Below are 21,365 nucleotides of genomic sequence, written 5' to 3' on the forward strand. Positions count from 1 at the left end.
ATCTAATAATTGGTTATTATTTATGCTAGTTAAACCGTTGCTCGTAAAAACGCTGAAATCTTGTTCGCTCGCGGCACTTATTGCCACGTTGGGCGCCTGTGGCCAGTCCAGTAACGCCGGTCAGGCATCTGTAGATTCATCGCTGGATCTGCGGCAGAAGATTGCGCAGAAGCTGATGCTGGATATCCGCTACTTCTGCCCCGAACTGCAGCGCCCGGTGGAAGGGCAAACCGGTGCCGCACACTGTGCACAACCGGTAACCTCGTTGCCGCCGGAACTGGCGACGTTGATTTCCGAGAGTGATCTTGGTGGCATTATTTTGTTTGCGGATAACCTCGAAAGCAGCACGCAGATGGTGAAGCTGAATCGAGCCCTGCAGACGGCTGCCGCGCAATCCCGCTCTGGTTTACCTCTGCTCATTGGTATCGACCAGGAGGGTGGCCGGGTTAACCGCTTGCCCCGTGAAGAGGCCGCTGCGTTTGCTGGCAATATGGCGATTGGTGCGACCTATACCCGAGAAGGGGACCGTTTTGCGCGCGCGACCGCCGAGGTAATGTCCGATCAATTGCGTGCGCTTGGTTTTAATGTGAACTTCGCGCCGACACTGGATGTAAATAGCAATCCGGATAACCCGGTTATCAATGTGCGCTCCTACAGTGAAACTCCACAGGTGGTGGCCGATCTTGGAGCAGCGAGCGTCGAGGGGTTTCAGCAGCGCGGCGTTGCGGCCACCGTAAAGCATTTTCCTGGTCACGGTGATACGAGTGTTGATAGCCACACCGGACTTCCCCGCGTAGAGCGCACGGAAGCAGAGGCGCAAGCCGTCGATTTGCTGCCGTTCAAACAGGTGATCGCGCGTGCACAACCTGCGCTCACTATGACGGCGCACATCCAATATCCCTCTCTGGATACCACTATGCTCACATCTCGCTCCGGTGAGCAGATGCTGGCGCCGGCGACTCTTTCCCGCGAGATCCTGACTGGAATTTTGCGCGAAGACATGGGCTATCAAGGGGTCATTGTTACCGATTCTCTGAATATGGCGGGTATCAGTGATTACTTCACCCCGGAAGAGGCGGTGGTAAACACCTTCAAAGCCGGCGCCGATATTGCACTCATGCCGATAAAAATTCGCTACCACGAAGATCTGGTGTTGCTGGATAAGCTGGTAGATCGTGTTGTTTCCGCGGTGGAAGGTGGTGAGCTGTCCCTCGAGGAGCTCGATGCTTCCCTTGCGCGTGTGCAAAAACTTAAGCAGCAGTTTATTGATGACGACTGGGTGGAGCTGGCTGAGGCGGCAGCGATTGCCCAAGCGGAGCAGGTGCTGGCAACGGAAGAACATCGTACCTTGGCGGATGCGCTCGCGAGTGCTGCGCTCACCAATATTTTCACCCCTGATCCTTCCGTGTTGCCAGTCATCGATAGTTCGGTAAAGCGTGTACAAGTGCTCGCGCCACACCCTGCAATTGGTGAAGCCTTCCGTATCGCACTGATGCAGGTTAGTGATGTTGAGGTGGAGGTACTGGATACGGACTCGGCGGTAAATGCAGTTAACGAATCCGATGCCGATGCGCTGGTTGTTGCAAGTATTGTCCCTTCTGAAAGCGCCGTCGAGCTTGGTGGTATGGAGGACTTGGCTGTCCTGCAGCACCGAGTGATTGATTTAGAGCAGCGTTATGAAATCTATGTCGGTGCGCTGAAGGCCGCAAGCGCTCGTGGTGCGAAAACAGTATTTGTAAGCATGCGTTCTCCCTACGAAGCTGCGCGGTTTGAGGCTCTTGCCGATGTCCACCTGGCGAGCTTTGACTACAAAGCGTACCTCGGCGATGGACAGCAGCTGGAGGGGCCAATCTACCACGCGCTTGCTCGGGCATTGTTGAGTCCTGAAATCTCTGCGGGAGCGTTGCCAGTAACGGTGTCTTCTGCGGAAACAATTCATACGGGAAGCGCGACTGTGAACACGGAAGGTTGATGAGTCACGTTGCTATGCCTATCGGTCCTACCTGTGGTTAGTCATTTAATTTCAATCGGTTGGACCGCCACACTAGTGCTTTCGAAGTTAGAAAAATAAAAGGTGCACCATGCGGATGGACGTGTGTTACATGGATGCCTGTGAAGTGCGTGAGCACTATATCCGTCGGGAGTTATCACCGGTGGAGGCGCTCGCGGCACATATCGAGCGATATGAGCAGATTGGCCGTGAAATCAATGCATTTACCCAGTGCCAGTTTGAGCGCGCGATGGACCAGGCACGCTTGGCTGAGCAGGCATATATGCGTGGTGAAGCTCGACCGCTAGAAGGCATTATCACCGCGATTAAGGATGAGACCTACGTTCGCGGTGAGGTGACCACCAATGGTTCCCGGCTGTTGAAAGACAACGTGGCAGAGGTGACCGATCCTGTACCGGAGCGACTGCTCTCGGCGGGTGCGATTTTCCATGCACGTACGGCAACTCCAGAGTTCTCCGTTGCGTCCTATACCTGGTCGGACCTGTGGGGCGTGACGCGTAACCCCTGGAACACAGAGATTACACCCGGCGGTTCCTCCGGTGGCTCTGCTGCAGCGTTGGCCGCAGGTTTTTGCACCATCGCCAATGGTACGGATATGGGGGGATCAGTACGCATCCCCGCATCTCAGTGTGGCCTTGTGGGACTGAAAGCGTCACATGGGCGCATTCCCGAAATTCCTCCGTACAACGTAGACCCCTATGTCCATCACGGCATGCTCTCACGTAGTGCCCGCGACATGGTGTTCCTGTACAACCTGATTTCCGGGCCGCACCCGGTCGACCTCGTATCCCAGATTGCGAAAGAGTCGGTACCGGCGGCGCCACTTAAGTTAAAGGGATTAAAAATCGGCCTGTCACTGGATCTGGGATTTTTTCAACTGGATGAGGATGTGCGCCGCAATACGGTTGCCTATGCAGAGCAGTTGCGCGCGCTGGGTGCGGAAGTTGATCTGGTCACTCTGGGGTGGGATGAGCGCTGCATTCGTACTGCACAGATTCACCAGGGTGCATCCATGGGGCACATGCTGCGGAAGAAATACGATAATCCAGAATGTCGTGACCAATTAAGCAGTTACGTACGTCACTATTTTGATCTCTCATCTGCGGCGTCGCCAGAGCGAATTCAGGAAGCGAACGACTATGCACAGCAAATGTGGCAATCGTTAGAGCAGGTCTTCCGCTCCTATGACTTCCTGCTGTGTCCTACAGTGTGTACTACCCGTGTACCGGCGGATTTCGATTACGCCCGAGATACGCTTGAAGTAAATGGTGTCACTGTGGATCCGGTGAAGGGTTGGTTTATGACCTATCCGTTTAATACCTTGAGTCGTTGTCCTGTGCTCTCGCTACCCAGTGGCCTGGGCGACAACGGCGTGCCTACCGGTGTGCAGCTGGTTGGGCATCCGTATGCCGATGCTGCCTTATTGCAACTAAGCCTCGCTATAGAATTGGAGCTCGGAAAATTCATTCATGCGGACAATATGCCGCTGAACCCTGAGGCACAAGTCGCATGATCAAGCAGTGTCCACGTGTCATTCGCTCAGAGATCCGGGCAGGGCGTTTTTGCGGTCCAACGTCTGGTCTTGCTGCCGGCTATGTACAGGCGAATATCGCGATAGTCCCTGCTGAGTACGCGGATGAATTTGCGCTTTTTTGTGAACAGAACAATCGTGCTTGTGCACTGCTGTATCGCGCGGAACCTGGACAATTTTTAATGTCCGGTTTGGGGCAGGATATTGATATCCGCAGCGATGTGCCCCGCTACCTAGTGCATCGTGCCGGGCAGGCCGAAGAAGAAATCACGGATATCAGCGCCCTGTGGCGAGAAGACCTGGTGACCTTTGCTTTGGGATGTTCGTTTTCATTTGAAGAAGCGTTGATCGCCGCGGGTTTGGAAGTACGGAATATCGTCGAGGGACGCAACGTGCCTATGTACCGCACAGATCGGGAGTGCACGGCGGTGGGACGATTCCACGGAAAATTGGTTGTCAGCATGCGTCCCTTTAATGGCGATGCGACCGAGCGGGCCTGTGAAATTTCCGGCCATTATCCGCTCGTACACGGCGCCCCTATATTTTCTGGTGATGCGGCCGCATTGGGTATCAATGAATTGCATGAACCAGATTTCGGCGACGCTGTGCGTGTTGATGAAGAAGAGGTTCCCTTATTTTGGGCGTGTGGTGTTACAGCGATTGAAGCGCTACGAAATGCAAACTTGCCGTTTTGCATCACCCACGCGCCCGGCCATATGTTGATTGCCGATAGGCTTAATGCTGAACTGGAATTGGTAACCGATATCCAGTCGCTCGATTGGCACTAGGCGGGCGTGATGTTCCAGATCGTGGACTCAGGTGATACAGCGATCACGGTATATCTTGCGGACAGGCCGAGCCAGCATTCGCTTTCTCGTGTGCTCACCTTTGTCGACCGCCTTAAGCAGGTTGTCGGAGACACCTTGCAAGATATCGTTCCTTCTTATTGCGGTGTCACACTGTACTTTGACGTTTTGCGTTGTGATTATTTTCTGCTGCGCAAAAAGATTCGTGATATCGGACAAGCGCTAAATGCAGAGCAATCATTGTTCTCAGCGGATGAGGATACCCAGATCATCTCGCTGCCAGTGTATTACGGTGAAGAGTCAGCGCCTGACCTGGCAAGGGTGGCTCAGGCCTGTAATTTGACTCAAGCCGAAGTTATCCAGCTACATTCCTCCCAGACCTATTGTGTTTTTGCGCTTGGCTTCCGCCCCGGTTTTGCTTTCATGGGCGACGTACCCGAGGTATTGCGGGTTCCGCGTTTAGATTCCCCGCGTAAGCGCGTCCCTGCCGGCTCAGTGGCCATTGCCGGTAACCAGGCAGCGGTGTATCCGTCAGCGAGCCCAGGAGGCTGGAATCTTATTGGCCGTTGTCCAACGCCGTTGTTTTCCTGCAGGGATGGACAGCCAGAAGTATTGCTTTCGGTAGGTGCGCAGGTGCGCTTTGAGGCGATTTCCCGAAGTGAATATATTCAGTTAGGCGGGCGCTTTGATGAATAGCGTGGATTTATTTTCGTCTGGTCCTGCGGTGAATAGCTATCACGCAACCATTCTTAATCCGGGTGCTCTCGCGCTTATTCAGGATCGTGGTCGCATGGGTAGTCAACATCTGGGTATTTGCACCAGTGGGGTGGCTGATAGTCATGCCGCCGGTTGGGCCAATCGACTTTTGGGAAATCCCAGTGACGCGGCAGTGATTGAGCTGTGCCTGGGCAATTTTCGTATGCAATTCGAATCCGAAGGCAGATTTGCGATTACCGGTGCTGAATTAGGTTGGCGGCTGAACGGTAAGCCATTAGAGAACTGGCGTTCCTATCATGCGGATGCCGGCGCGACTTTGGAGGCAGGGATCGCTAGCGATGGGTTGCGAGGATACCTGGCGTTTTCTGGTGGCATCGAGGCGCCGCTTGTCTGTGGAAGCCGTTCGACGAGTCAGGGCGATGGCCTCGGTGGTTTGGATGGGAGTGGCAAGCCTCTTGCAAAGGGGGACGGTCTGACTTTTGAGTGCCCCGCAGTTTCAGAACCCTACCAAACTGCTGTCCGCTTTGTTCCCAATCAGTTTCGACGTACCTATGGCACGGCGGTAACACTGCGCATCGTTCCTTCCAATCAGTTTGATACCTTTTCTAAGGAGTGCGTGTACCGATTTTTTAGTGGTTGCTACACGGTTGCCTCCGATTCCGATCGAATGGGAGTACGTCTTACTGGCGATGCGTTACCTGAACCGCCCGGAAATTTAGTTTCTGAAGCGGTGAGTCCTGGCGCTATCCAGGTCCCCGCCAACGGCCAGCCGATAGTGCTGATGCACGATTGCCAGACCATTGGTGGTTATCCAAAGCTGGGGCATGTTTACCGCGTAGACTTGGATCGCCTGGCTCAGGCCAGGCCAGGTACTGAGGTGCGGTTTGTCTTAGGCAATAGGGCGGAATCACAGCACGAGTGGTTACTGCAATCTCAATTTTTTTCCAGCGCAACTCAAACTCAAGGTTAGGTGCAAATGGACAATCTGGCATTTGAAAAAGGACTTCGTCCCAGTACCGCGCAATTGGCTATGCAATTGGAAGCCTTGATGGTCGCGGGTAACCTGCGAGGTATGGGAACAGTACGCGACAGTGGTTACCGAGGCTTCTTACGCGATTCAGTACAGGCGTTTTTACGTAATGCGGAACGGGTTGCAATTGTGAGCGGTTTTCCCGTGGGCGACCACTTTGAAACCGATGGTCCAGCAGGGGCGGTCGCTCTCGCCAATGGTCTTGAGCAAATGGGGGCGGAGGTCGCCTTGTTGGGCACGGCGCCCTACGCGGAGGCTCTAAGTAAAGCGCTGCCTGCTGCAATTACTAATGGTGATCAACTCGCAGCACGTATTGTCCCTATTCAAAAAACTCAGTGCGAAGCACAACTCAAGGAGTTTGTAGGCAACTTCAAGCCTACACTGGTTATATTTATTGAGGTGCCTGGTGCGGGATCCGATGGCACCCACCGAAATATGCGCTTTGAGGACATCAGTGAGCAAACCCTATCGTGGGAAACATTGCTGCCACTGGTTGCCTGCCCAACCATTGCCATAGCGGATGGCGGTAATGAGCTTGGTATGGGGCTTGTCGGTTCGCATCTGGAGCAGCTACCCATCGCGTGCGCGTCAGCAAGTACCGATCATCTGGTGCTGGCCGATGTTTCTAACTGGGGTGCTTACGCACTACTGGCCCTTGCGTCTGCATGTGTTGGACGGTCGTTGTTGGAAGGGTTTGAACTGGAGACATGTTTGAATTCCCTGGTAGAGGCAGGTTTTGTGGACGGGGTGACCCAATGTAGTGTCGCTACCGAAGATGGACTGCCGCTGGCTCGCAGTGAGTCATTTATCCAGGGCGTACAAGCACTCGCAGCGCCTGTCATCGCCGAGCGGTATGTGAGTGAGCTTATGGGTACAGATAATCTGGCCTCTGGATATGTATGACGCGTCCACTGCAAGCCATCATCAATCTGGATGCCATTCTCAGCAATTATCGGTACGCAAAAACGCTAGCCGGAGGCGCAGTCGTTGCGGTCATCAAGGCCAATGGCTATGGTCATGGCCTGACCAACGTTGGTAAATTCCTCACGCCGCATGTTGATGCGCTGGCCGTCGCAACCCTAGAAGAGGCGGTTGAACTCCGGGCTGCGAATGTCACGACTAGACTCCTCGTTCTGGAAGGCGTGTTTGATGCCGAAGCGCTCGACACAGCCATTCAGCTAAATCTTGATCTGGTTGTACACAGTGATTATCAAGTCGCGCTACTGGAGCAGTACCAGCAGGGTACTATTAATACCGCACTAAATATCTGGCTGAAGATTGATACCGGTATGGGGCGCTTGGGCTTTTGCCCGCGTAGGGCAGCTGAACAGTACAAAAAACTGTATGCATTGAGTGTGGTTAAGTCCGTGACACTGACTAGCCACTTTGCCTGTGCGGACGAACCGGCACGCCAAGAAAATGTGTTTCAGTTGAGCGCCTTTGACGCCGCGGCTCGCAGTGTGCAGCAGGCACACAATGACCTCTGCGATTCTCAATCTGAGACGACATTGGTACCTCAAAGTATTGCGAACTCGGCCGCTATTATCGCGTTGCCAGCGGCACGTCGGCAGTGGAGTAGGGCTGGCATCATGCTGTATGGCAGTGATCCCGTGGTGCGAAGCGCTGATAGTTCAGTCGATAAGCATTCTTTGGCATGCACTATGACATTGCAATCGGGCTTGATTGCCGTTCGTTCTGCGGCCAAGGGTGAGTCGATTGGCTACGGTGCGGATTTTCGATTTGCGCAAGACGGCCGTTATGGGATCGTCGCATGCGGATACGGCGATGGTTACCCTCGTCACGCGGGTACGGGCACGCCAGTGATGGTCGGTGGTGTGCGCACATGCCTGATCGGACGGGTTTCCATGGATATGCTGGCGGTTGATCTTTCCTGCGTTCCGGAAGCGGCTGTGGGTACTGACGTAGAGCTTTGGGGCCCCGGGATACCAGTATCTGAAGTGGCAGATTGCGCAGGCACGATTCCCTACGAACTGTTTACCGGCCTAACCCAGCGTGTTCCTCGTGTGTATTGAACTGTAACCCCATAAACCGGGAAGACACAAAAAAAGCCAGCGGCAATTAAATGCGGCTGGCTTTTTTTGTTTTGCACCATGCGCTTAGTTTGCGGTAGCTGCGATTGCCCCCGTAGGTATCTCGGGGTAGTTACTCAGCTTACTCGGAAAATACTTCTCTAAAAGCGCGAGCATAATGGCCCGAGTCTGGTTGTCTGCTTCGCCGTCGACCTTCCATGGGCGGAAGTGATACTGGAAAGCGCGTGTAAACAAGGAAATTTCTTCTTCGCTCGCCTTTTCCGGATCAATTCCATATCCGTAATCATTCATCCACTGTACAAAGCGCCGGCGTACGCTCTCTCTGTCACTGGTGGTATTGCCGTTCAGGTACTCAAGATGGCGGTTCACAGTCTCGTCGTCGTACCAGGCACCTACACCAGCTTCCGCCAGTTTTTGCCAGGGAAATTTGGGGCCTGGGTCAATTTTGTAATGGGGAATGATGTCACCATGGCCGACCACACGGGTAGGGGTGATAGCGGGGTAGCGCGCCAGGATATCTTTGGATAGCGCGATGACAAGATCAATTTGTTCAGGGTCGAAATCGGGAAAAAAGCATACCTGCTCGGCTTCAATACCGGGCGTTGATTCGCTGGGTGGGCGGCAGTAGCTCTTGTTCACAATTTCGATGCCGATGGAGTGGTCGTTTAGTTGTGAGCGGTCCTCCCACCAGCTTGGGCCTGCATGCCAGGCGCGTCTGTGCTCATCCACCAGCTGATAAACGCGAAGGTCATTGTGGGGGTAGCTGGGATCATCACTTTCCGGAATAAGGTAGTGGGAGCTAACCGGAGATGAACTTGGTTGGGTTAGCACACGCAGGGAAGTGTCAAAATCAATAGCGGTAAAGTGCATCACCAGAAAGCGAACCCGCTCACTGGCATTTTGTGATTCAACAATTTCGATCTTGTAGGCATCACTCTCATGATTTAGGCCTGCACCGGTGGTGCCGCAACCACCGCTGAGAGTGGCTGCGGCTAAAGCTACAGCCATAGCCAGCCGCTTGAAAATAGACAGGTTTACTGAGGTTGGCATAGGAACTCCTTCAGGCGAATACCAGAGTCAAAATCGCCTTGCGGAATCGCTTGGACTTTGACAAAACCATCATTGGAGGTCATACGATGGATATATTTTCCATCCCCCAGTGCGATACCAACGTGAGTCAGTACGCCTTCTGCCCAGTTGCCATAGGTATTTTTTAGGAATACCAGATCGCCAGGTTTTAGTGCTTCTATAGACTCGATTTTTTGTCCAAACTCATCGGCGGCGAGCGAGTCTACATGTTCTGGCAGCAACTTATCGTTAGGTCCCAGCAGGTGCGCGTCCCAGGGGTTCTGCGTTTCAAGTGTTTTAAAATGCTGGCCGCACGCGGCCACAAGAACTTCCCGGGTCCAGTTCATACACTGCTCGGCCTTGCCAACGCGATACTCCTTGTTCTCCCACGGAAGTGCTTCCTTGATGAGCTTGGAGGCCATGGGCTCGATACTTTGCGTACTGGTGTTTACGTTTGATTCACCGCAGGCGGTAAGCGGCAACATTGCAGCCAGGGAGAGTGAGACAATGAGTTTCTTCATGGATTTTCTACTTCCACACAATTATTTTTTCGATTGGTATCCGGGGTAAGCCATAAGGGGTCGACACAGATTGAGACCAGCGGGCTTCCCACCGGTAGCTCCAACTGCACGGCACCATTCTTCGCATTCATCCAGGCGTATGCTGGTATCGTCAAACTCTGGGAAGACGCGTTGTGAAAATCGAGTCGCAACGGAATCGGCAACAAGCCATTCCCATGGTTTTCAATAGTGAGCGTATACCACTGCGTATTCTGTTTCGGATGATCCGATCCCAAAGTGCCTGTGGTTGTATCGAGTAAATCTTGGGGTAATACCGTTGTATAGGTGTCGATCAGTGTGGAATCCTGATCAACTACAAAATCACGTATGTTGCCGACGGTATAGGCCATGGCTGGTGGTGAGCGCATGTCCTTGGGCGAGACGACGAGCGGGCGGTCCTCTAATGCGATCGCACTAATTGCCAGGTCAATGTGTTGGTTTTCATAGAACCAGCTACGCCAGAACCAGCTCAAATCGTTGCCCGAAGCAGATTCAATAGCCCGGAAAAAATCGCCAGGCATCGGACGCTTACCCTCCCAAGCTTTTGCGAAAGCAGAAAGCGCCGGGTCGAACACTTCTGGGCCCAAAACGAGATGTCGCAATGTGTTGAGCATACTCGCAGTTTTGTTGTAAGCATTGTCAATTTTGCGGTGTAAGCTATCTGCACTGCTCATAATTGGCTGGTGCAGAGGGTGGTCAGTGTATCTGGCGATTGTACGTGGCTCACCGTAGATCACATCGAAGCTGGCTTCCCAGCTGTGTTCTGCGCGGTATTCAATAAAGCTCACTAAGCCTTCATCCAACCAGGCCCATTCGCGCTCGTCTGTATTGATTTTCATCGGCAAGTAATTGTGACCAACTTCGTGAATCACACTGCCGATGAAATCGTACTTGGTAAGGCGGTCCCATGCAGGAAGCTCTTCGGTCGCCACTTCGCGCTCTGGGCGAGTAGCGACGGTAGCCAGCCCGGGGTACTCCATACCAATGCCTGCGGCGTTTACGACGCTAATACTCTGCATGTTGAGCGGCATAAGAGCGTCGTCATAGACACTCAAGGTGTGGTCAATTGCAGCAAGGCCAAATCGCTCCCAGAGCGAAGCGGCTTCTTGCGGGTAGAACTGCTGCAATTTTCTACCTTGCGCATCCTCTTTGGCCTGCCAGAGGAAGGCTGGCGAGGCGGCAAATGCGAAATCTCGCATTGCTTCACCGCTGAACGTCCAGCGCAAACGTTTGTCGCTAGAGCCTTTTCTACGTTGGATGGCGTCTTCATGCCCAATAACCGCGACTGCTTCCTGAGACGTGTTTTTCCAGGCGCTGAATTGGTTTTTGTTCAATACATGCTGAGGGTTTTGCAGACCACCGCTGGCGGCCACCGTATAGTTTTCCGGAACGGATATGGTGACGGAATAATCGCCAAATTCGGTAGAAAATTCGCCTTGCTGCAGGAAGGGCTTCAATTGCCATCCCGCATAGTCGGTATAGGCTACAGCGCGGGGAAACCAGTGTGCGGCCACATAGATTCGCGTATTGTCCGTGAGGGTTTCATATCCGCTGCGCACGCCGGTAGCGACCTTATCCGTGAGCGGAAGTGTCCAGGATATCTGCAGCTTTTGATTGTCTCCGGAGCGCAACGGTTTGGGCAGGGTAATTTGCAGGTTGGTGCCTCTCTCGCGCCAACTGAGTTCATTGCCCCGATTGTCTCTGATATCAGTAATGTTAAAGCCACTGGCAGCCTTACGCGCTTCGTTGCGAGAGCGGCTATTTGATTTTCCGGAGGTCAGGAGCTGGAAAGACGCATCTGACTCGGGGCGAAATGCATTGTGATCCAATGCAAAGTAAAGGCGCGATAAGGTGTCCGGGGAGTTGTTCTGGTAGTCAATGGTCGCAGTAGCAGTAATTTCATGGTCAACCGGATTAAGTATCGCGTTGATTTTGTAATCAACGGCTTGTTGCCAGTAGTTAGCTGCTGGCAAACCGTTGGCACTGCGGTATACACCCAGGTTTAAATCGGTTTGGGTTAATTTGAGGAAAGGATCTGCAGACGACTCTCCAGAGGCGGCTGCATTAGCCCCACTGATATTTACCAACAGGGAACAGCCTAGCCCCCAGACAGCCAGGTTTCGCCATGAGTAGCGCTTTGCGCCTATTGCAGAGCCTGCAATTTGATCCTTTGCGCTCATGATATTCATGCGGATTGTGCTACCAGCGGGGTAGATTCAGCTTGTCGCCGTTCGGTGAAAAGCGCCATCACGAGTGTTGCCGCCATACAGGCCATACCAAGCCAGAGTACCGCAGTAAAATCGCTGGCACTGATCAGTGCCGCGGCCAAGGGCGGGCCGGCGATTTCGCCGACTTTGAAAGCACTGGCGCAAAGGACGATAAAGCGCCCCGTGCCATCGACTCGGTTGAACTGGTCCATCAGCAGTGGCAGTGAGAAACTCCAGAAGAACTGGAAAACAATGGAAGTACTTGCGTACAGGGCATAGGCGCCACCGGAGTATTCTCCCGTGAGGACCGCCATGGTGAGAATCTGAATGGTGAATGCAATCAGCAGGGTAAGTGCGCGACCCACAAGCTTGCTAAGCCAGGGTGTCGCCAGGGACCCTAATCCGCTAATGGCAAATCCGATACCCAGCAAGTCGCCAACATCCGCGCTGCTCAAACCTAGATTAATGCCGATGCGCTCGAGGTACGCCCAAACTGAGGATACGCCGCAGTAGTAAACCACTGTGGTAGCAAACACCAGCAGTGCTTTGCCAGAGAGCAGGGTAGTGAAAACATTGCCACTCTCATGGGATGGGGACTTCTGGGATTTGGGGAAGCTGAGGAAGCATAGGAGTAGGGTGGCCAGTAGCCAGCCGTTTAGGTAATGAAAAAATGGGTTAATTTCGGCTTCGCCCATCAATCTGGGCAGCACAAAAAAGCCAATGGTGCCGAACACGACCTGTGCGGTAACCATTAAACCAAAGGCCATTTGAGGGTTTTTGCGATCACCAAGACCAGCCAGAGCAATTGCGTAGGCAGAACCGCAGCCGATACCCGCGATGATACGGATCATCATTAGCGTGGTGAAGTTATCCACGGAAAGACTCGCCAGGTTACCGGCAACGAACAGCCCTAGCCCGGCGAGTACCACCGGCCGCCAGGACAACTTGCGTACCCAGAATATCGCTGACGTAGAACTCAGGAAAATCCCAATTACGTCCGCTGAGGCTAACCAGCCAATCTCCTGGCCGGAAAAGTGTCCCCGATCAGTGAGTGCACCGACCCATAATGGTAATAAGGTCAGGATGGAGGCCCCCATCATTGCAACAAATAGCAGGCTCACAAGATTTTGCAGGGAGTGTGGCTGATCGTATTTTGCGTTCATGTTTTGTTACTTATTCTGCTTTTTGTGCTGATCAAATTATGCCCTGTTACGTACAGGTAATGGCACTTTGATTTTATGTCAGCGGTTTTTCCCGGCGAATGACTGTCAATCGGTCCGGGCGATAGACGGCGAGCCATTATGTAGTCATCTGTTCTCTAAACAGTGCTCCCGCTTTCGGCTATCTAAAGGAATATTTTATTCCATCTGGCGCGTAATTTATCTTGAGTGGCGATTTTCGTCGTGTTCCTTACCTCGTTCTGTCGATTCTACAAATAAATAATTCCTCATTTGTAGTCATTTTGGAATTTTTTAGGTGCTCTAGGCCTAGTTTATTAAAACTGAGACAGTATCCGAAGCCATGTCCGCAGGCGGATAAGGGATATCCCTCTACAAAGCCGCACCGGATACGGCAATGTATATCGTGATCAATTTCTATCAGCAAAGGATGCAGAGCAGGAACTGTGTAATCGGCTTGGTGGATAGATGAATTTCAGTGTCGCTATTTGAAAATACGTGTCGGGCGGGTGACGGAGCACTAGTCGGGAAACTGTCTGGGTGTTGGTCTTTCTCAGGTGTTTATTGAAGCATCGGGGGCGGCCGCGCTGATGCTGGTCCAGTTAACCGTTGAGCAGCTCCCCGCTCGTTGCCCGTGGAGGGTATGGCGAACCCAGATGCCCCAATTACAGGTACTGATTTGGACGTACCTCGTGAGCACTTCAATCGCACGATTAACGAGATGTTTACAGGAGTGCGGGATTATGTTGCTGGGCATTATCTGTTGAATACCCGTGACGATAGTCCCTACTGGAAAGCAGTGCGTGATCAAAGTAAACCACCTGGGCGGTTGTTGAAATTGATGGCGTGTTGGGACAATGGGGGTGATTTCCCCGAGCTATTGGGCGCGTTGGGTGCGGACAGGATTTACTCAATGGCCAGTTGGTATTGTTTGTTTTCCGGTATGGGGCGTTTTCCCACAACTACTGGAGTGCTGTCAGCTGAATCGGAGAAATTGATTCGGGAGCTTAAGTCATTTTGTGGCGGTAACTCTGGACGCTTTAACGAGCATCGTGCCTATTTACAAGCGTTAAAATAAGCCAAAAGAGGCCGGCGGCTAAATCTTCCTTTATGACATCTTCAGCTGTCGCCCGTTATTTCCTGTGTGTTATTTATACAATAATTTATTCTTTTCTATTCTTTCGAAAGCCTGGCCAGCGAATAGTACCAATGATTTAAGTGCCACCATCTGTAACTGCACCCGTTTTTTAAGTTGCCTTACCTGTCTTTTTTATCTTTCAAAGAAATTTTCTTGAATTTTTTATGATTTTTAACTCGCCATAAGCGAATTTTTTTCGCAGAATGGCCGTGGAATATCTTATTCATTGCGCTAGATGCGGAAGGTATATTTTATCGGTTGAACCGATAGAAACTATCGATCAACAAACAATAAATTCGTATCCAGTGGGCGCTGATGGGAAGTTGAGAACACCAACAACTTTTCCTTGTGGGGACACACACAATAAATGCCTGGGAGGCCATCCATGTTTGAAAGAAGTAAGCTGAGCAAGTCGCTCGCTGATATCGCAAAACGACAGTTGCCAGCGGCGACTGCATTAGTTGCAGGTGCACTGTTTTCAGCCTCTGTTGCCGCACAGCAATCAGGAAGCATTGAAGGTACTGCGTATCTTTCCGACGACGTTAAAGCTGCTGGTATTACAGTAACTGCGACAAGTCCCGTGATGCCAAAGAGCCGTACCGTCACTACCAATGCGGAAGGTAAGTTCAGACTTCCAGCGCTCATCCCGGGTACTTACTCTCTGATCTTTACCGGTGAAGATGGTGTTTCTCGTACCGTAAAAACACGTGTTTTGCTTGATCAGGAATCCAATCTCTCTGTGACCCTAGTGTCAGATGAGGAAGGTTTGGAAGAGGTTCTGGTTTATGGCCAGGCCGTTGAGATTGTAGGGGGAGGCGCCTCTGTCTCCAATGCAATTGATGCAGATGTTATTGATGCACTGCCGGTAGGCCAAAGCTATCGCGACCTGATTAAGCTTCTACCAGGCGTACAGTTTTCTCAAGACTCCGTTCGTGGCCCCAATGCAGGTGGTAGTGGTCAGGATAACAATTACGCATTTGATGGGGTAAATGTAACTTTGCCCATGTTCGGTACCCTGTCCGCAGAGCCTTCAAGCCAGGATATCGAGCAAGTAGCTGTTGAACGTGGTGGCGCTAGAGCGATTGGCTTCAACCGCTCTGGTGGTGTGAGTATTGATACCAAATCAAAATCTGGCACCAATGAGTTCCAGGGTAGCGTTAATTACAAGTTTCAGCCTGCGAACTTGCGTGCAGAAACCGTTGAAGGCGTAAGATCCCAAACCGAATATAGCTGGATGACAGCGAACTACAGTGGTCCGCTGATCGAAGATACGCTTTTCTTTTATGGTTCCTACTATGGTCCGACTGAATCTCGTGACAATAAAGAAACTGCTTATGGTCCTACCAAGGACTATTTGAGTGAGCGTGATGAGTACTTCGGTAAATTAACTTATGCGGTTACCGAAGACATTTTGCTGAACGCCAGTTACCGTACATCTGAGCGTACCGGTGAAGGTCTTTCGATCTCTTTTGACGAAGCGGATTCTGTGTCTACTGGCGAAAAGTCCAATCAGGACATCGTTACCTTTGATGGTTCGTGGATTATCAGCGATAGCACTACCTTTACTTTCCAGTACAGTGATTATGCGCTGGAAACACTGGGTGTTCCCGATTACTTCGTTTCAACTCAGGCCGCTTATGGATCGGCACTGGATTTGGCGCAGCTCGACCAGGCGGGATACTTTAATGTGCCCAGCCTCGATCCTGACAACCCCGACTACGATAATGATTTAGCCCAGGCTCTGATCGACCTCTATGGTTACGAGGAAAATGGTGAGCGTATTGGTGGCGGTGGTGTTGGTGGCTATAGCTCAATCAGCGATCAATCTTTCTACCGCGAAGGCTTTGAGATGGCTTTGGAGCACAACTTTGATGTTGGCTCGACCAACCATCAGCTGCATATTGGCTATCAGTGGTCTGAAGGCAAAGAAGACTTGTCGCGTATGTCCAACGGTTGGGGTGCTATCAGTTATGTTGGTGGTGAGGAGCTCACTCCAGATGGTGACCCGATTTATTTCCAGGCTTACACCGAGCAGATGAGTCTTGTAGATGCGGACGGCACTTCTGTTCCGACGATCAAGTCAAGCACGGTCACCCATAACTTTGAGATTAACGACTCTATCGAGTGGAACGACTTCACCTTTAATGTCGGTGTTCTGATTAGTCAGGATACTTATTTCGGTCAGGGGTTGAAGGAGAACTCCAACAATTATTCTGGCTTTGAAACCGCTCCAGGCAATAAGTACGAAATGTATCAAATTGACTGGAAAGATATGATTCAGCCGCGACTGGGTGTTACCTGGGCCTACAACGGTGAAGACACCGTATTTGCCAACTTTGCCCAGTACAATCCTTCTGCTAGCTCATTGGCCCGTGCTGCGTCCTGGGATCGTAACTCTGCTCGACAGCTGGATGTATGGTGGGATGCGGACGGGAATTACCTGGGTAACCAGGGCCGTCGTGGATCCTCCGGTAAGATCTTCCAGGAAGGTCTGACACCTCGTCGCGTTGATGAGCTGACTATTGGTACTACCAAAGGTTGGACTGATAGCCTGAATACACGTGCTCATGTACGTTATCGTGAGGGTTCTCACTTCTGGGAAGATGTGTGGAACTGGGCTCGCTCGGATGAAGGTTGCTACGGTGACTTCGATGGTGACGGTATCAACGAACATTGCGTTCCGGCGGATATTGAAGCCTTGGGTCCCTATATCCCAGATCTTCAGGAATACAGGGACGAGATTGGTGGCTCTTCATATGTCATCGCAGAGATGGATGGCGCTTTCACCAAGTACTGGGAGCTGTCTCTGGAGGCGGAATGGTATGGCGAGCGTAGTTACCTGAATGCTTCATATGTTTACAGTGAGTACACTGGCAACATTGACCAAGACAACACTTCTTTTACCAATGATGCTAACTTGTTCATCGGCTCTTCCAGCTACGCAGATGATTATGGTCAGTACACCTGGGACTTGAAGAAGGGCACTCTGCGCGGTGATAAGCCGCATCAGTTCAAGGTGTTTGGTTACTACACTCTGGACTGGAACGCGAATGTCGGTGCATTCCTGACGTATCAGTCTGGTCAGGCTTGGGAAGCATGGGATGGTTCTATCTATGGACGTAGTTTTGACACCATGCGATTTGCTGAGCCTGCTGGTAGTCGCCGTACCGGTAGCCACTGGCAGATGGATTTGAACTACACGCAAGACTTCAATGTGTTAAGCGATTACACCGTGAAGTTCCGTGCGGATATCTTTAACGTGTTCAATCGTCAGACTGGCTATAACCCGCAACCTTCAGTAGATAGTGAGTTGTTTGGTCAGCCGCGCGACCGCTACGATCCACGTCGCGTACAGCTGTCTCTTGGTGTAGATTTCTAATAAGCTTTCTCTCTTAGATCCTACGACTTGCCCCGGCTTTGCCGGGGCTTTTTTCGTGATGGAGTTGTAAAATTTACAATATAAAAAAATATTCGATAAATAGTCGATCGTCTCAAAATTATTGAATAATTTATTCGTAATTCGTGTGCAAAATTATTATTATCTGTTTTCGTAAATGGAAATAACGACCACAAAAAATCATATGAAGTTTGCCTCTTTCGATTCCAAGACAGTGCGAGATTTTGCTCTCGTAATTGTGACTGGCCTGACATCTTTAGTGCTTGTGTCTTGCGACGCTCACTCAGGAAAAGAGAGTGAGCAAAGTGCGCTTGAGCGGAAGGTAGTCGAGCAGTCCGAATATGTTTCGGATGTACCGAAGCTTACCGAAGCCATGCTGGATGTTGAGTTTTGGCAACAAAAGATCGAACTCGACGCTGAGCGGTTAAATGCTGATGAAATTGTCGCGCTGAACTCTAAGAGCTTCGCGCAGGATTCTTACCTGCATAATCTGGCGGATTTTCCTGAACTACTAACCCGGCAGCAGGTGCTCAAGCTGATCGATCAGGTTAGCCGTCCGGCTTCTACGCCGCGGTATCGATTAGATGGGCGTTTAGTGTCGGAGCAGGACTACGCTTCGCTGGAGGAGGCGGTTCAGCGGGCTGCAGTACCGGAATCGGTCGATGTGCAGTGGGGTATGGTAGTCGCGCGTGCCAGCATGCGGAGCTACCCAACGACTATGCGGGTTTTAAAGAGTAGCGATGATACCGACTTGGATCGCTTTCAAGAGACTGGCGTATTCCCCGGCCAACGCTTAGCAATTCTGCACGAAAGTGCCGACGGCGAGTGGTGGTTTGCGGTGAACTATCACTATGCCGCCTGGCTACCAAAGCGTGGAGTGGCAGTTGGAGAACGACAACAGATTAATACTTGGCACGGGCAGTCGCATCGGGTGACAGTTTCCGGGGCGCAGGTCAGAACTAACTACAACCCGGAAGACCCCAGGACATCCGAGGTTATTCTGGATATGGGCGTATCACTGCCGTTGTTGAGTGCCGCGGAAGTTGGCCACAACGTGAATGGGCAGAATCCGCATGCCAGTTACATCGTTTCGTTGCCGGTACGCGATGCCGAGGGCAGGCTGGAATTTGAGCCGACACTGATCGGTCGTGCGCAGGACGTAACGGTGGGATTACTCGAGTATCGCCCCTCTCTTGTTTTGCAGCAGGCATTCAAGTTTCTCGGGGAGCGCTACGGCTGGGGGCACGATTATAACGGTCGCGATTGCACAGGCTTTGTCGGTGAGGTGTACAAGTCCTTCGGTATCTTGATGCCGCGCAACTCTGGGCAGCAGGGTAAAAGCGATTTTGCTCCAACCAAACGCTTTGCTGCGGATGATCATGTTGCCAGAGCAGAGGCGTTAGGTGAGCTGCAGGTGGGCGACCTGATCTATATTCCGGGGCATGTAATGATGTTTATCGGGGAGGTCGATGGTGAGCCTTATGTCATTCACGATGTGACTGGGTTGAGCTATTACCAGAGTGACGAGTCCTTTTATCGAGGCACTTTGTCCGGGGTGTCAATCACACCGTTGACGCCGCTGTATTTGAATAAAGAAAAAAGTTTTGTGGATGGCATCTACGCCATAAAAACCATAATTTGATCGGTAAAGCCATGAAGATTGTTGACGTAAAGCTGGGCATGCTGCGGGTTCCGCTCATTACTCCATTCAAGACCGCGTTGCGGACCGTTGAGTGTGTAGAGGATGTTGTGGTGATGTTGGAAACCGATACCGGGCATATAGGCTACGGTAACGCGCCTGCTACCGCTGTGATTACCGGGGACACGCACGCGTCTGTGATCGAGGCGGTGCGCAGTGTGTTCACGCCGCTACTGCTGGAGCGCAATGTTGCAGATTTGAACCAGCTTACGCGGCAGATTCAGGGTGCGATGATTAATAACACCAGTGCCAAGGCCGCAGTGGAGATAGCGCTGTTTGACCTGTTTGCGCAGAGTCATCAAACACCTTTGTACAAAATTCTGGGTGGCGGCGAGAGCAGCCTAACCACAGACATCACCATTAGTGTCGACTATATCGACAAAATGGTGGCCGATGCGGAAAGCGCGGTGGAGCGTGGTTTTGAAATCCTCAAGTTGAAAGTTGGCAAAGATATCGGCCTTGATATCGAGCGCATTAAAGCGGTTTATTCTGCGGTGAAGGGGCGCGCCCTGTTGCGCCTGGATGCCAACCAGGGGTGGTCGCCAAAAGAAGCCGTACTCGCGATTCAGGGCCTTGAGGATGCCGGAGTGTTGCTGGAGCTGGTGGAGCAGCCGGTAAAAGCCAATAATCTGGAAGGTATGCGCTATATCGCCGAACGTGTAAGGACGCCGATTATGGCGGACGAAAGCGTGTTTGGTCCGCGTGAAGTGATGCAGGTAATCAATCAGCGCGCAGCGGATATCATTAATATCAAGTTGATGAAAACTGGTGGTATTTCTAACGCACTAAGAATCGCCGACATTGCGGATTTGAATGACTTGGACTGCATGGTGGGTTGCATGCTGGAAACCAGTATCGGAGTGTCGGCTGCAGCACATGTGGCGGCGGCTAAGGCGCCGGTAGTCTCTAAATTGGATCTGGATGTGCCTTCTTTGTGTGAATTTGACCCTGTGGTCGGTGGCGCTACCTATAAGGATGCGGATATCATTCTGAATGAAACCCCGGGCCTGGGTATTGAGAAGATTGAGGGCCTGCAGCTTCTGGCCTGAGTGCCAGTGTGACGCGGAGTAAGTTGGTACCCCCATGAACTGTTTGTTGAAAATGCGCGCCATGCGCGAACAGTTATCGGTAAATGAGCGCAAGCTTGCCGATTTTATTCTGGATAATACGCAGTTATTGCGCGATTACTCGTCTTCGCAATTGGCCGATGCCGTAGGGGTAAGCCAGTCCAGTGTGGTGAAGTTCTCGCAGAAGCTGGGCTATCGTGGCTACCCAAGCCTCAAGCTTGCTGTCTATGAATCCTATGCCGGCGCAAGTATTGCGAATGATGAGGATCAATCTCGTCATCTGGGGCAGGCGAACAGCCCGCTGAGCACTTTGGGGCAGAAGAAGCTCGAGGTGCTTGAGAATACCGTCAATATCAATGAGTCGGAGCAGCTGGCAGCGGCTGTTCAGGCCATTCGCTCTGCCCGCTGTATACAGGTTTCGGCGTGCCCGGGGTCTGTTTCCGTCGCTCGCTACCTTACCCATCAATTGCTTGAATTGGGCTGCTGGGCAGTGTTTGACGAGGGCGGCCAGTTGCAGCACAAGATTGCGGACTCGCTCAGCGACGATGATCTGCTGTGTATTTTGTGTGATTTTGGAGGCGAGGAATCTCTGGTAGAGGTAGCTAATCGGGCCCATGAGCACGGTGTAAAAGTATTGAGCCTTACCCGTTATAACTACAATGCGGCGAGTATTCACTCGGATATTCGACTGTATGTCGTGCCTTCCGAAGATGATGAAGCGCTGCAGCGTTTACTGTTTCGCTCTGCGCAGTTGCATGTTATTGAGGGTTTGATTAGTGGCGTGCTGGAAGGAAATGGATAAGTCGCGTTGTGCGATTTCATCGCAGTTTTAGAGTCTTCAAGTAAACTTTCACACGCTGGATGCAATGCGAAGTTTAAAGAATCTAAAGAGTAAATAGGCTGCC

The 21,365-nt window shown here is 51.8% G+C and carries 17 protein-coding genes; 13 read left to right on the top strand and 4 right to left on the bottom strand.

All coding sequences use genetic code 11. From position 1 onward, the window contains the following. Nucleotides 1–22: 22 nt before the first annotated feature. The 7 genes from KUV22_RS00795 to alr all read left to right on the top strand — a co-directional run bounded on the left by KUV22_RS00795 (nucleotide 23) and on the right by alr (nucleotide 8,128). On the top strand, nucleotides 23–1,972 hold the full coding sequence (locus KUV22_RS00795) for a glycoside hydrolase family 3 N-terminal domain-containing protein (RefSeq protein WP_222227763.1): 1,950 nt from the start codon (nucleotides 23–25) through the stop codon (nucleotides 1,970–1,972). Between the two features lie 109 nt (nucleotides 1,973–2,081). Then, nucleotides 2,082–3,524, top strand: a complete 1,443-nt coding sequence (locus KUV22_RS00800) for an amidase (protein WP_261319054.1) — start codon at nucleotides 2,082–2,084, stop codon at nucleotides 3,522–3,524. Further along, entirely contained in the window at nucleotides 3,521–4,330 is an 810-nt protein-coding gene (locus KUV22_RS00805; RefSeq protein ID WP_222227764.1) for a putative hydro-lyase, read from the top strand. Before KUV22_RS00800 ends, KUV22_RS00805 begins: the two co-directional genes overlap by 4 nt. A gap of 9 nt (nucleotides 4,331–4,339) precedes the next feature. After that, entirely contained in the window at nucleotides 4,340–5,044 is a 705-nt protein-coding gene (gene pxpB / locus KUV22_RS00810) for a 5-oxoprolinase subunit PxpB (protein ID WP_222227765.1), read from the top strand. After that, nucleotides 5,037–6,035, top strand: coding sequence for a 5-oxoprolinase subunit C family protein (locus tag KUV22_RS00815; protein WP_222227766.1), 999 nt, complete (start codon nucleotides 5,037–5,039; stop codon nucleotides 6,033–6,035). The genes pxpB and KUV22_RS00815 overlap by 8 nt, the downstream gene beginning before the upstream one ends. Before the next feature lie 6 nt (nucleotides 6,036–6,041). Then, nucleotides 6,042–6,998, top strand: a complete 957-nt coding sequence (locus tag KUV22_RS00820; RefSeq protein ID WP_222227767.1) for a glutamate cyclase domain-containing protein — start codon at nucleotides 6,042–6,044, stop codon at nucleotides 6,996–6,998. Beyond that, entirely contained in the window at nucleotides 6,995–8,128 is a 1,134-nt protein-coding gene (gene alr / locus KUV22_RS00825; protein ID WP_222227768.1) for an alanine racemase, read from the top strand. The genes KUV22_RS00820 and alr overlap by 4 nt, the downstream gene beginning before the upstream one ends. A gap of 84 nt (nucleotides 8,129–8,212) precedes the next feature. On the opposite strand, the gene KUV22_RS00830 is transcribed toward alr, so the two are convergent. The 4 genes from KUV22_RS00830 to KUV22_RS00845 are packed head-to-tail and all read right to left on the bottom strand — an operon-like array spanning nucleotide 8,213 to nucleotide 13,144. Further along, nucleotides 8,213–9,196, bottom strand: a complete 984-nt coding sequence (locus KUV22_RS00830) for an N-acetylmuramoyl-L-alanine amidase (RefSeq protein ID WP_261319055.1) — start codon at nucleotides 9,194–9,196, stop codon at nucleotides 8,213–8,215. Continuing rightward, a complete protein-coding gene (locus KUV22_RS00835) occupies nucleotides 9,181–9,735 on the bottom strand; it encodes a C40 family peptidase (RefSeq protein WP_261319056.1) in 555 nt (184 codons plus the stop codon). Before KUV22_RS00835 ends, KUV22_RS00830 begins: the two co-directional genes overlap by 16 nt. After that, nucleotides 9,732–11,963, bottom strand: a complete 2,232-nt coding sequence (locus KUV22_RS00840; protein ID WP_222227769.1) for a M1 family metallopeptidase — start codon at nucleotides 11,961–11,963, stop codon at nucleotides 9,732–9,734. Before KUV22_RS00840 ends, KUV22_RS00835 begins: the two co-directional genes overlap by 4 nt. Beyond that, the gene (locus KUV22_RS00845) at nucleotides 11,960–13,144 is read right to left on the bottom strand and encodes an MFS transporter (protein ID WP_222227770.1); all 1,185 of its coding nucleotides are present in this window, start codon (nucleotides 13,142–13,144) and stop codon (nucleotides 11,960–11,962) included. Before KUV22_RS00845 ends, KUV22_RS00840 begins: the two co-directional genes overlap by 4 nt. A 381-nt stretch (nucleotides 13,145–13,525) precedes the next feature. Here KUV22_RS00845 and KUV22_RS17525 point away from each other — a divergent pair, with 381 nt between their 5' ends. The 6 genes from KUV22_RS17525 to KUV22_RS00870 all read left to right on the top strand — a co-directional run bounded on the left by KUV22_RS17525 (nucleotide 13,526) and on the right by KUV22_RS00870 (nucleotide 21,262). Further along, a complete protein-coding gene (locus KUV22_RS17525) occupies nucleotides 13,526–13,627 on the top strand; it encodes a hypothetical protein (protein WP_390625224.1) in 102 nt (33 codons plus the stop codon). 175 nt (nucleotides 13,628–13,802) lie between these two features. Then, on the top strand, nucleotides 13,803–14,237 hold the full coding sequence (locus KUV22_RS00850; protein WP_222227771.1) for a tryptophan 7-halogenase: 435 nt from the start codon (nucleotides 13,803–13,805) through the stop codon (nucleotides 14,235–14,237). A 445-nt stretch (nucleotides 14,238–14,682) separates the two neighbouring features. Continuing rightward, entirely contained in the window at nucleotides 14,683–17,676 is a 2,994-nt protein-coding gene (locus KUV22_RS00855; protein WP_222227772.1) for a TonB-dependent receptor, read from the top strand. Nucleotides 17,677–17,851: 175 nt separating this feature from the next. Beyond that, nucleotides 17,852–19,336, top strand: a complete 1,485-nt coding sequence (locus KUV22_RS00860; protein WP_261319058.1) for an SH3 domain-containing protein — start codon at nucleotides 17,852–17,854, stop codon at nucleotides 19,334–19,336. Between the two features lie 11 nt (nucleotides 19,337–19,347). After that, nucleotides 19,348–20,442 (top strand): dipeptide epimerase, encoded by a 1,095-nt coding sequence (locus KUV22_RS00865; protein WP_222227773.1) that lies wholly within the window; start codon nucleotides 19,348–19,350, stop codon nucleotides 20,440–20,442. Between the two features lie 34 nt (nucleotides 20,443–20,476). Then, a complete protein-coding gene (locus KUV22_RS00870) occupies nucleotides 20,477–21,262 on the top strand; it encodes a MurR/RpiR family transcriptional regulator (RefSeq protein WP_222227774.1) in 786 nt (261 codons plus the stop codon). Nucleotides 21,263–21,365: the final 103 nt, after the last annotated feature.

Origin of the sequence: Microbulbifer agarilyticus (assembly GCF_019800665.1) — a bacterium.
Classification (GTDB): domain Bacteria; phylum Pseudomonadota; class Gammaproteobacteria; order Pseudomonadales; family Cellvibrionaceae; genus Microbulbifer; species Microbulbifer agarilyticus_C.